7 protein-coding genes are annotated in these 12,726 nt (G+C 37.2%); all 7 read left to right on the plus strand.

Features of this window, described 5'->3' with window-relative positions:
* The first annotated feature begins 303 nt into the window (after positions 1–303).
* The 7 genes from ACTJJF_RS03280 to ACTJJF_RS03310 all read left to right on the plus strand — a co-directional run bounded on the left by ACTJJF_RS03280 (position 304) and on the right by ACTJJF_RS03310 (position 12,652).
* Positions 304–981, plus strand: coding sequence for a YceI family protein (locus ACTJJF_RS03280; protein ID WP_312300666.1), 678 nt, complete (start codon positions 304–306; stop codon positions 979–981).
* A gap of 819 nt (positions 982–1,800) precedes the next feature.
* Positions 1,801–3,426: a T9SS type A sorting domain-containing protein gene (locus ACTJJF_RS03285; RefSeq protein ID WP_440698685.1), complete on the plus strand. Its 1,626-nt coding sequence runs from the start codon at positions 1,801–1,803 to the stop codon at positions 3,424–3,426.
* A gap of 7 nt (positions 3,427–3,433) precedes the next feature.
* On the plus strand, positions 3,434–6,880 hold the full coding sequence (locus tag ACTJJF_RS03290) for a hypothetical protein (protein WP_440698686.1): 3,447 nt from the start codon (positions 3,434–3,436) through the stop codon (positions 6,878–6,880).
* 9 nt (positions 6,881–6,889) lie between these two features.
* Positions 6,890–10,534, plus strand: coding sequence for a DUF6443 domain-containing protein (locus ACTJJF_RS03295; RefSeq protein ID WP_440698687.1), 3,645 nt, complete (start codon positions 6,890–6,892; stop codon positions 10,532–10,534).
* A 13-nt stretch (positions 10,535–10,547) separates the two neighbouring features.
* On the plus strand, positions 10,548–11,042 hold the full coding sequence (locus ACTJJF_RS03300; protein WP_276162026.1) for a pentapeptide repeat-containing protein: 495 nt from the start codon (positions 10,548–10,550) through the stop codon (positions 11,040–11,042).
* Positions 11,043–11,268: 226 nt separating this feature from the next.
* Positions 11,269–12,117 (plus strand): RHS repeat-associated core domain-containing protein, encoded by an 849-nt coding sequence (locus ACTJJF_RS03305; RefSeq protein ID WP_440698688.1) that lies wholly within the window; start codon positions 11,269–11,271, stop codon positions 12,115–12,117.
* Positions 12,101–12,652, plus strand: coding sequence for a hypothetical protein (locus ACTJJF_RS03310; protein WP_440698689.1), 552 nt, complete (start codon positions 12,101–12,103; stop codon positions 12,650–12,652). Before ACTJJF_RS03305 ends, ACTJJF_RS03310 begins: the two co-directional genes overlap by 17 nt.
* The last annotated feature ends 74 nt before the right edge of the window (positions 12,653–12,726 follow it).

The following is a 12,726-nucleotide window of genomic DNA, read 5'->3' on the forward strand; positions in this document are numbered from 1 at the left end:
ATTTGTGTTTTTTAAAGCGATAAAAATACATCTTTTACGGGTACATAAAATAATCAAAGCTGTTTTTTATTCCGATAGAATATAAATGATTGTCGGTCAGGATAAAAAAGTGAATATAGCAAGGAATTTAAAGTAAAGCTTAACAATAATTAATGCATGAAAAATATAAAAATGATACTTTTAAACAATAAAAAGTAAAAAATATCTTTTTCTTGATGTATGATAAGGAAACCGGAACAGAGTTTTTCTACTTTTGTACCCGGAAATAAAAATTTCGATAAACTTTTTAAACATTTCAACAATATGAAAAAAATTAGCGTAATTGCAATTGCAGCAGTAGGATTACTTTTAGCATCATGTAACAAAGAAAAATCAGCAGAGTCTGCGGCTACAGCTCAGGAGCAAACCGTAGCTGAGAGCAAAGGTGAAACACTTGCAGTAGATACGGTAACTTCAGTAGTAAACTGGAAAGCATACCATAAAGGAGGTATGGCTCCTCGTTGGGGAACACTTACTGTAAAGTCCGGAGACATCAGTGTTGATGCAGGTCAGGTTACGGCAGGAAACTTTGTTATTGATATGAACTCTATAAAAGTAGACCCGGCTTCAGTAACGGAAAAAGACAAAAAACCGGCTGATCTTGAAGGTCACCTGAAAAGCCCTGACTTCTTTGATGTAGCGAAAAACCCTACTTCAGATTTCAAAATTACAAGCGTTACAGATTTGAAAGAAGCATCAAAAGATGCGATAGCAGGCGCTAATAAAACAGTAAGCGGAAACCTTACTCTATCAGGAAAAACAATGAATGTTACTTTCCCTGCTAAAGTAGATGTAGCGGAAGGTACAGCAGCTGTACAGGCTAAGTTTACAGTAAACAGAGCAGATTGGGGTATCAAATTCGGTACTTCGGAAGCAGATCCTGCAGAATGGATGATCAGCAAAGATATCGAGATTGCGATCGATGTAAAAGCTAAAAAATAATTTTCAGACTGATCAATAGTCTGCAAGCTGCTTTCTTTGGGAAGCAGCTTTTTTGTTTTTTGAGGAGTGTTTTGTTGTCGCTGGGAAAAGATTTAAAAGATTCACCATTTCTTTTGGTAGATTTTTGAAGAATTCATATAGAGAGGGTATCGTGAAAAATTAAATTTATATTTTAATCTCTTTAAATCATTTAACGAATAATTTTTATTAATCTTAATTGTCAAACGTTTGCTGAATATCAGCGACGGTATCTCACACCGGATCAGGAGATCAGAGAAGATTCTGTATGTTAAGATTGGAAACAAAATATTTTACCCGGAAATCATTTTCAATAACGCCTTCAAGCCATGAAGGCTTTTTTATGCTTTTAATATTCAAATTATCATATCCTACGCTTATTCTTTTTCCGAAGAATAGCCGGAAAACATCCGAAGAACTATCGAAGAAAATAGGCTTGAAACCTGTCAAAAGATGTCAGAACTTATCAAAACCTGCAGGGGGTAATTAATTATTAAAAATTCATTTATACATTCGTTCATATAAACTTTTAAAAAACACGTAAAAAATGGTAAGAATAACAAAATATATGTTTCTGAAGGGTAAATTTTGTAAAGATTAAGATTAAATACGACAGGTTCTGTCGCAGTGTGGATGTAGCTTTGTATTAAAGATGTTTAGAATCAATATATGATAATGAAAGAAGTTTGTTATTGACAAAAAATAGTATTAAATTTTAATAAGATGATTAAAGTGTGTTAAAAAAGGTTAAATTTGAGAAGTATTAAAAAAACTAATTATTAACTCATAAAAAACACGGGAATGAAAAAAAAGTATCTCTGTGCATTTACCTTATGCACAATCCTGGGGCTATCTGCTCAGGAAGTGGTATGGCAGAAAGACATTCAATCCTCTACCCAGGATTTTTTAAGCCAGGTCACCACAACTATCGATCAGCAATACCTTATCACGGGAAGCTCTATTCAAAGCGATAAGCAGCAGACTTCAGGCAGTAAGCAGAATAATGGTTACGATTTCCATCTGGTAAAACTCAACCAACAGGGAGATCAGGTCTGGGAAAAATATTTCTCAGGTCAGAATCATGATTATTTATCAGCCACTGTTACCACCCAGGACGGAGGATTCCTACTGGCCGGAACCTCCTATTCCGGGAAAGGACTCAATAAGAAAGAAGATTCCAAAGGAGGATCAGATATCTGGTTAATAAGACTTAATGAATTCGGGGATGAATTATGGCAGAAAACCTTAGGAACTTCCTCAGATGAAGAAGCCCGATCAGTTATTCAAACCATAGATTTAGGGTTCTTTGTTGCCGGCAATGTACAAAACTCATCCAAAGGCTATGGTTCCAAAGACGTCTGGATCACAAGATTGGATAAAGACGGAAAAGAACTCTCACAGCTTATTTTAGGCGGAAAAGGTCTGGATGAAGTTGAGAAAATGATTCCAACGAAAGATGGCGGAGCATTACTGGGAATTTATTCAAGAAGCTCCGAGGTTCGTGATACGGGTTCAGGAGTAAGAAATCCTGAAAGTAAATCCTCAACCGAAAGCACTGCTACCCGCAACCTGACCTCTGCCACCTCCAAACAAAGCAGCAATTATGGTGAAGGTGATTACTGGATTGTAAAACTGGACAAAAACGGAAAAATAGAATGGGAAAAGGACTATGGTGGGAAAGGAGATGATCATATCAGGACTTTAGCCCTGACTTCAGGTGGTTATATCATTGGTGGAGAATCCAGGTCCGAAAGATCAGGAAACAAAACGGTAGACACCCAAGAAGGCACAGACCTCTGGCTGATTTCTTTAAATGAAAGAGGGGATGAACAGTGGCAAAAATCCTACAACTTCAAAAACCGTGATGTCTTAATGGGAATGAGCGTCATTCATTCAGCAGATGACAAATCTTCCAAAGGAATTTTGTTAGGCGGTTATACCCAGGCTGAAGGCAGAATAGAAAAGGATGATGAAACCTTTTGGATGCTGTATCTGGATCAGAATGGCAATGAGCAGTGGCGAAAGCATGTTGCAGGAGAATCAAGGCAGAGAGAAGAAAGACTGTCCGATCTGAAACTGAACCGGGATGGTTCTATAATCCTGGCCGGGACCAGTGCCAAAGAACTGGGGAAAGAGAATTGGAAGATTGTGAAACTTGGAGATAAACAAGTGAACCAGCTGATCGAGAAACAAGATATCAAGATTTATCCGAACCCGGTATCCGATTATGCTTATGTAGAAATCGGCTTTGATTTCAAAGAAGCTGATATTCTGTTGTATGATATGAGCGGAAGGCAGCTTCAGAGTCTGAAGACAAAGAATAATGTGACGAAGATCAATACACAGAACCTTGTACAGGGTGCTTATCTGGTGACGATAAAAACGGATAATAACAAAACGGCAAATGCAAAACTGATTAAAAAATAGAAACACCATGAAAAAAAATATTTTTACTATTCTGGGGCTTTCAGCAATGATTACTGTTGCCGGACAGGGTGGAGGGCCTTCAGGGCCACAAATAACGGGAAGTGATCCATCGGTTCTGCCCAATCTGCGTCCTCCTTCGCCGGAAGCCTATAAGTTAGGAAGCTACGGAAATATTCCTGTGAGTTTATTTACAGGCAAAGCGAACATAAATATCCCTTTAACGGAATTCAGAACTAAGAACTTAAGTCTTCCCGTAGCCATCAACTATTCCTCAAACGGAATCAAAATAGATGATATGAATGGCTCTACAGGCCTCGGATGGGGACTAATAACCGGAGGAATTATTACCAGAACGATCAGGGATCTTCCTGATGAAGAAAATGTAAATATCACATTCCCTACTGATATTGATGCCCTGGGTATTCGTCATCCGGTTGTCATGCAGTATTTTCAGGATGCTTCGAATGATCTGGTAGATTCAGAACAGGATATGTACATGGCAAGTTTTAATGGGCACAGCATACGCTTTCTCTTTGACAGGAGGGGAATGCCTGTAGTATATTCTCAACAGGATGTTAAGATAGAGGGCCGTAGCGGAGGGGACTCTTTCACTATTACGATGGATGATGGGGTTAAATATTACTTCACGGATAAAGAAATGACAAATAACCGTACCCTTGGAGACGGACATTCTCTTTTATCTAATAATACAACTGCCTGGTATCTTACCAAAATAGAAGACCCTTCAAGTGGCGAAAATATTATAATTGAGAATCAAAATGCAGGGTATTCCACAACATTGAGTAACTCCCAGACGCTGAAATATACTATTGGCCCCGCACAGCAGTCTGTTTGTGGTGGCTCTGCCTTTTCTCTCCCTCCGGTCATCAGTGGATTGGTTAGTCATTTACAATCTGTCAACGGTAAACAGATAAAGAGGATCTATAGCAATAATCCTGGGTATGGAGAAGTTACTTTTGATTATACCCCGTCTACCGGAAGTGAAGACTTTGGAAAACTGAGCAGGATACAGAAGAAGATTAATTCAGTTTCAATTAATGATATCAGTTTCGATTATACCCTTACAACCAACAAAAGATTATTCCTGAACAGTATTAATGATATTGTATCAAAAGCTGTTCATAGTTTTACCTATAATGCACCTGAAGAATTTCCAGAAAGACTTTCATTTGCACGGGATACGGGAGGGTATTATAATGGAGTGATGACGAATACTCATTTGATTCCTCAGATGCCTACTTCGGCCATATCTTATTCCGGAGCTCAACAGCATGTGGTTCCTGCAAAATCACAAATTGGAATGCTGACAAAAGTTGTGTATCCTACCAAAGGAAATTCAGAATTTTTCTACGAAAACAATACACTTTCAACCTACAAAGTTGTTGTTCCTGCGTATTCAGCAGGCCACTCCATAGGTGCAGAAAGCACAGATATTGATTTTGGGTCCAGCCTTCAGTCCAAATCAGTAACCTTCACATCTATAAGAGATGAGGAAGTGATTCTTGGAGGAGGCGCTTCCTTTAATGCATGGAAATGTCCGCCTGAATTACACGTTACTGGAAAACACAGAGGAAGGGTTACCCTTAGAAAGGCTACCGGTGAGCTGATCCCTTTTTACACAAGAGCTTCAAACGGATGGGAAACCGTCACGGGGACTACACATACATTGCCGGTGAACGGAAGTCCTTTCTATGCAAGGATTCCAAAAGATATACCGCTGACCTTAACCATCACCACCAGTTTTGAATGTACCAGATCATCTGTTGCCATTACTTATACAGCTGGTGAAGCTGAATGGGGATATGTGGAAGACATTACGACGGGGCTGAGAGTCAGTAAGATTATTGACAACCCGGAAAGCGGAGCGGCTGTAACCCGGAAATTCTTATATAAAGATCTCAATGAGCCGTTTGCAAGTGCTATAACGGCCAGTCAGCCTTCTTTTTCAGAATCATTATTTAAAACCAGAACATGTCTTAACAATTCCTCCCCAGGAACTATTGGGGGCGGTATTCCTACAGGGATAGAAAGATTTACTTATAATGTATTGACTTCCTCAAATATCCATGAGCTCAATGCACTGCATCCGAATACTTTTTATAAAACCGTACAGGAAATTGTAGAAGGTAAATCTAATATTGTTCATTATTATGCAATAGATACGGATTATTTTGGTAAAACTATCTATGGTAATAATATTAATTCTGCACCACGCACAAATTTTGGATGGAAAAATGGAAAAGAGATTCTTACCAAATACCTGGACAGTAATAATAACCTTGTGAAATCTGTAGAGAACAATTATGAAGAAGATCCGGCAAGAAAAATCCAGATTGACGGTTTTGCCATCCGAAAAAATTATGATAACCCTATTGGGATGAATGTCACTAAAACCTGTAAAGCAGCAGACATTACAAAAACTCTGGAGACGACCTACTGTACAGCCAATCATTCGCATCATTACCGGGTAGCTGACTGGTATAAGAACTGCTATGCCATTGGTGCCCAGAATGTGACGCAGGTTTATAAGGATCTTTGCTATGGAAGGAATATAGGAGATGTTATTGCATTTGATGAGAGGATGGATAATCTTGATATCGTTCAGTATAAGAACATTTCTTATTTTGAACATCTGAAGTCACAAAAAACCACAGAATACCTGAACGGAACTGCCATGAAAACCGAAACACAGTATTTCTACAACAATCCGCAGCATACCCAGCTTACCGCACAGAAAACCGTTTTTCCGGATTTATCTTCTACAGAAACCAGCTATCAGTATGCTTATGAGAAAAACAATCAGTTGCTGATCAGCAAAAATATAGTGGGTCTTCCATTAGAAAAGCAACAGCAGCAAACAGTGGATAATGCAACCAAGGTGATTTCCAGAACAGAAAGTATGTATCCGGGAACATTACCTCATACAACAACCGGGAATCTCATTCTCCCTTTATCTGAACATACATTTGATAACCTGAGCAGTACGGTTTCCTACAAAGATGTCAACTATGATAAATATGACCAGAATGGAAATATCCTGCAATATACTACCAAAGACGGTACCCCTGTAAGTATTGTCTGGGGCTATCATAAAACAAAACCGATTGCCAAAATAGTGGGAGCATTGTATAGCCAGGTTGAAAATCTGATCGCAGATATTGTTGCCAAATCTGATCAGGATGCTGTTGATCCTGCAAAAGAAGCAGATCTTCTGCTGGCATTAGATGCATTTAATCCCACCGGAATGAAAACCACTTACACCTATGACCCGTTGATAGGTATTACTACAATCACCCCACCTTCAGGAATAAGGGAAGTGTATGTTTATGATAATGCGAACCGGTTACAGGAAATACAGGCCAGGGAAAGGGATAATGCAGGTAACTATGTTGTTAAGAAGGTTAAAGAATTTAAGTATAACTATAAACAGTAAAAACACAGCATGAAAAATATAAAGATATTAGGTTTACTGTTTACAGCTACAGTAAGCTATGCACAAAGCGTATCAGAAAACTACATACAATCCGGAACCTGCCTGAATGGGGATTGCAGTAAGAAAACCGAGATCATTACTTACTTTGATGGTTTGGGGCGGGCCAAACAGATTGTCAATGTAAAAGCAACTGCCACAGGAAAGGATCTGGTAACCCCTATTGTTTATGATGGAGCCGGAATGCAAACCAAAGACATTCTTCCGGTGCCGGTTAGTTCACTCAATGCCGCAATTCATACCGGAATTGTCAACGAAAATTCCGCCAATTCCTATTATGGCGTAGCCAACGCTTATGCAGAAAAAGAAATTGAAAATTCTCCGCTGGACAGGATTTTACAGCAGGCCCAGCCTGGTGATGACTGGAAGATGGGGGCAGGGCATACCGTAAAGTATAAATATGAAGTCAATGAAGTTTCAGAAGTAAAGAAATTTCTAACCACTACAACTACGAATACAGTGGGGACAGTTACCAATACAGAATCTTCTGTACCCTTTGTAGCCGGAAATATCTTTTATGATGCCGGAACATTATACAAAAATACGGTGACAGATGAAGATGGCACTCCGGTAACCCAATTTCAAAATGGAAGGGGACAGGTTTTACTCATACGGCGTTCAGATGGAATACAAAATACAGATACCTACTATGTTTATAATGAGTATGGACAACAGGCGTTTGTTATTCCCCCAAAGGCCGTACAGCAGATCGAACAGAATAACAATACGGTTACCCAGAATATTTTAAATGAACTCTGCTATCAATACCGCTATGACGGCCAGGGAAGACTGGTGGAAAAGAGGTTGCCGGGAAAAGAAGATTGGGACCTTATTGTTTATGATGCTGCAGACCGCCCGGTGCTTACACAGGACCCCAATCTGAAAAGTCAGGGTTTGTGGATGCTGACAAAATATGATTCTTTTGGACGGATTGCCTATACCGGACTATTGACAGGAGGAAGCAGAGCCGGTATGCAGGCTCAGATCGGAAATCAGGTGGTGAGTGAAACACAGATAGCAACAGGGTTTAACAAAAACGGATTGATGGTGTATTATACCAATGCCTTCTTTTCAAATTTTTCAACGGTTCTTACCATTCACTATTATGACTTTTATCCAAGAGATACCAAGGAATTTCCCCCTGCTAAAATCCTTAACCAGTATGTAGTAAATCACGTAGGTGCCGACAATGGAGGTATCTCAACACTAAGTATGCCGACAGCTACCTACATCAAAAATATTGAGGATGATAACTGGACCAGAACATACTTCTATTATGATACCAAAGGTAGAATGGTGGGCAATCAGAGCTGGAATCATCTTGGGGGTTACACAAAAACGGAATCTGAGCTTGATTTTACAGGAAATATTTTAAAAACAGCTACTGTTCAAAAAAGAAAATCTGATGAAGCTGGAGTTACCGTCAAGGAAAGATTTGTATATGATGATCAGAATAGGGTAAAGTATCATTATCATCGGGTGAATTTACAGCCTGAAGAGCTTCTTGCAGAAAATACTTATAATGATTTGTCGCAACTTATCAATAAAAAAGTAGGCAACAACCTTCAAAGCATTGATTATACCTACAATATCAGAGGATGGATGACAGATATCAACAAAGATCAGATGGGGCTTACTGATTTAGGAGGAAAGCTGTTCTCCTATAAAATCAAATATAACCAGATGAGTGGCATTACAAATCCGGATTCTGTTCTATTCCCCGGAAAAGATGTAAAGCCCAGATACAACGGGAATATTGCAGAAGTAGACTGGAGATCGGTAGAGTCTTTAGGAGCCAACCCTCCTTTACAGCCCAAGAGATATGGCTATGCTTATGATGCATTGAACAGACTTACGGCAGGATATTACCAGAACCCTGTAAATCCTTATACGAAGGAGCATACAGAATCTTTGTCTTATGATATGAACGGGAATATTACCAATCTTTACAGAACTTCAGGTCTGGAGGGCAATAACACAACAGCTACTGTGATTGATGAGCTGGAGTATACTTACGCAAAAGGCAATCAGGTATCCAATATCAAAGACCATAGAAATAATCCTTCAGGTTATGAAGGAGGTAATGGAACCATTGAATATGACCTCAATGGAAGCATGTGGAAAATGCCGGATAAAAATATTTCCCTGATCCAATATAATCACCTTAATCTTCCCAACAAGACTGAATATGGAACTTTAGGATTCGGAGGTCTGCATACTGTTTTATACGGAGCCAATGGAATAAAACTTCAGAACCAGATTTCTAAGTTTGAGTGTGGATTTGCCAGTTGTTACTCATTAAAAGAAATCACAGATTATCTTGACGGTTTTCAATATTTCCGTTCAGAAACCATTAACAGTGGTGGAGGTGGAGGAACTATTGAGGAACTACGTATGACCTCTGAAAGATTGAAATATGCTTATGAGCAGCAGGCATATACCATTGATGCGGAGAGAACAGACCCTTTTCATGCGACCGTCAAAACACCCGATCTGCGATTTTTCCCAACAGCAGAAGGATTTTATGATTATATAAAAGATCAGTATATTTACCAGTATAAAGATCATTTAGGAAATGTGAGGATCAGTTTCGGAAGAAACAGCACAGGCGCTCTTGAAATCACAGATGCTAATGATTATTATCCATTTGGGATGAATCACTTGAGAACCGGGAATTCATTTTTCGGGAAGGGTATTTATCAAAACTACAAGTACAATGGTAAGGAATTGCAGGAGACAGGTATGTATGATTATGGGGCGAGAATGTATATGCCGGATTTGGGAAGATGGGGAGTTGTGGATCCATTAGCAGAAATCTATAGAAGATACTCACCATATAATTATACTGTAAATAATCCCATTAATTTTACAGATCCTGATGGAAGATGGGTTAGAGGTGCTGGATTTTGGAACAATCTCACAAAATCAGATGCTAGAATTCATGCAGAACAGTGGGCAAATAAATTAGGTTCGGGTTCTTATGGTATAGCTATTAATAAAGGAAGTAATGGCACATGGAATGTAAGTTCTCACACTAGTAACTTAAGTATTACAGATACTTTTAATTCAAAAGGTCATGTTAGTACATTTTATGTTGGAAGTGCTGAGGGAGGAGGTATAGGTACCCCACCATCATCTGGTGATCCTTGGGGACCTACATTTAGCTCTATTCCTGAATCACGTGGTAAAACGGAATTACAAATGCAAGTTTCCGAAAATCCTTTCGTGCAAGATGCTGCTATTGGAGTCTTTACTGGAGGAATAGGAAATGCAATAAGTAGAGCTTTAAGAAGCTCTTCACCATTACTTATAACCGAAGAGTCTATTATGAAAGCTATGGAAAATGCACCACTTTCCACTCAGCAAGCAGCAGTATCACTTCCTAAAATAAAGAACTATTATACTCTTTTAAAGCAAGGGAGCCAACCTCCTGCCATATTAGTTAATGAGGAAGGTATTATTATAGAAGGAAATCATAGATATATTTCTAGCAGGTTATATAATAATTATCCCATAAAAATTCAAAAGACGGATATTTATTATGAAGACGCTATTACTCCTTGGAATCAAGTATATATAGACCCTAAACCTTGGTAAATTATTAAATAAAATGAATACATATATAAATAAAAACTTTCATAGAATTGTTTTAGATAAAGTAGAAATTAGGAATTCTCAGTTTGATGATTGTGATTTTAGAGGAGGACGATTTATAAGGTGTAGCTTTAATAATGCTGTGTATAAATCATGTACTTTACCTACATCTGTTTTTAAGAATTCTATTATCAACAAATCAATATTTAGTGACATAATATTAACAGGAGCTTTATTTGAAAATACAATATTTATAAAAACAGAAATTTCAAATGCCCATTCACCTGCTTCAAAATTTATTAACTGTACTTTTGTTAATTGCAATTTAAACAATTGTAATTTTTATAAATCTATTTTTGAAAATTGCATTTTTATAAATACAATACTCGACTCCTCTTTATCAGATATAGTTTTCACTAATTGTATTAATGATAATAAAGCCGATGGAGACCTAATATCTTTTGAGGTATGGGATGGGAAATCTAATTTTCCTCCACTTGATAAGATGTAAACTTGTAGATTTTATAGGAGAAACCCCCGCTCTCGCACGATTGTATCGTGTAGTGGATAACATAAAAATCCAAAGCTGCCGCACGAATCCTTTCGTGTGGTAGTATTTTAACAATTAGTTATATTTACCAGTACGGAGATTATCTTGGCAATGCCATAGTAAGTTTTGAAAAAACAGCGAAGGTGCTCTTGAAATCACAGATGCTAATGATTATTACCCATTTGGGATGAATCACTTGAGAACCGGGAATTCATTTTTCGGGAAGGGTATTTATCAAAACTATAAGTACAACGGCAAAGAACTCCAAGAGACGGGAATGTATGATTATGGTGCAAGATTTTATATGCCTGACTTAGGAAGGTGGGGTGTGATAGATCCGTTGAGTGAGAAGATGAGAAGATGGTCTCCTTATAACTATGCTTTCAATAATCCTATAAGATTTATTGATCCGGATGGGAAACAAGGAAAAGACATCATTATTATGACAAAAAATGGTGCATTTAAAGCTTCTAAAGAAATTTTATATAAAACTCCTGAAGGAAAAAGATTATGGGATAAATATGGTACAAGTAAGACAGAAGATATTTATATAAATTCTAAAAATTTTGGTTCTAATTCTAAAACTGTTGCGACAACACTTGACGATATTGGCTCTATGGGATTTATAAAAAACGGAAAAATTAAAATTCCAGAAGTATATAAAAATGCAACGGTCTTCGATAATCTAGATGTATCACAATCAGGAGATAAAAAAATTCATTTAGTGGCTTTAAATGAAAATTATTTTAAAGAGAATAGTGCTGAAAGATATACTGTAATAAATACGGATGATGAAGGAAATCAAAAAAGTGTAGGATATAATAATTATGATTTAGCAGAAAGTCTTTATCATGAAGTAAAATCACATATAGAAGATTCAACTGGTGATGCTGATGTAGATCACATAAAATATGGTACTGATGCATTCAAACTTATAGCTCCCCGTACTACTGGATCCCCTTCAGATGTAATCACAAACCAACTTCTAAAAGTTAGAGAAGAAAATAAAAACAAAAAAAATGAAAAAAAGAAATAATTTCATAATAATCTTATATTTAGTACTTATAAGTTGTTGCACTAATAGAGCGAAAGCTCAAATTTTGGAATTTTATAAGCCAATTATAATAAGCTATAGACCAGGATTGTTAAATAAGGAAAAAATAGACATTGGAATTTTTGATTATTTTAAACAAGATACTTCAAAGATGAAATATGAATATTTAAAATATGATTCAGACGACGAAAGTATATTTAAATATGACAATGAGAGTAAGTCTTTTCAAAAAATAATCTGTTTGAAATCAGGAGATTTTAGATCACAAGAAAAAATAAAATTGGGGATCTTCCATGAATTTAATGTAATCCAACAAGATCCTAAAAACTTCATTGCTTCTTCGCCATACGGGAAATATCCATCACATGTTCAAATAATTAAATCTATTGAGGTTCTTCAAAGAACAAAAAAAAAGTTAATATTAAGGATTAATTATCAGGATGAGTTTGAATGGAAATATTTTGGAATACTTGTTTTGACAGACTATAAGTATGAGAACTTAGAAGATGATGAATAAATTTAGAATTTAAACAATAAGGCCCCCCGCTGGTGCGAGCGTCTCGCTCGTGTCCATAAATAAAGTAAAGCCAC

Source organism: Chryseobacterium sp. 22458 (genome assembly GCF_052044975.1).
GTDB lineage: Bacteria > Bacteroidota > Bacteroidia > Flavobacteriales > Weeksellaceae > Chryseobacterium.

Bases quoted from the DNA above. Each gene is read 5' to 3' on its own strand.
- ACTJJF_RS03290 (WP_440698686.1), top strand. From the start codon at position 3,434: ATGAAAAAAAATATTTTTACTATTCTGGGGCTTTCAGCAATGATTACT.
- ACTJJF_RS03280 (WP_312300666.1), top strand. From the start codon at position 304: ATGAAAAAAATTAGCGTAATTGCAATTGCAGCAGTAGGATTACTTTTA.
- ACTJJF_RS03305 (WP_440698688.1), top strand. From the start codon at position 11,269: ATGAATCACTTGAGAACCGGGAATTCATTTTTCGGGAAGGGTATTTAT.
- ACTJJF_RS03285 (WP_440698685.1), top strand. From the start codon at position 1,801: ATGAAAAAAAAGTATCTCTGTGCATTTACCTTATGCACAATCCTGGGG.
- ACTJJF_RS03295 (WP_440698687.1), top strand. From the start codon at position 6,890: ATGAAAAATATAAAGATATTAGGTTTACTGTTTACAGCTACAGTAAGC.
- ACTJJF_RS03300 (WP_276162026.1), top strand. From the start codon at position 10,548: ATGAATACATATATAAATAAAAACTTTCATAGAATTGTTTTAGATAAA.
- ACTJJF_RS03310 (WP_440698689.1), top strand. From the start codon at position 12,101: ATGAAAAAAAGAAATAATTTCATAATAATCTTATATTTAGTACTTATA.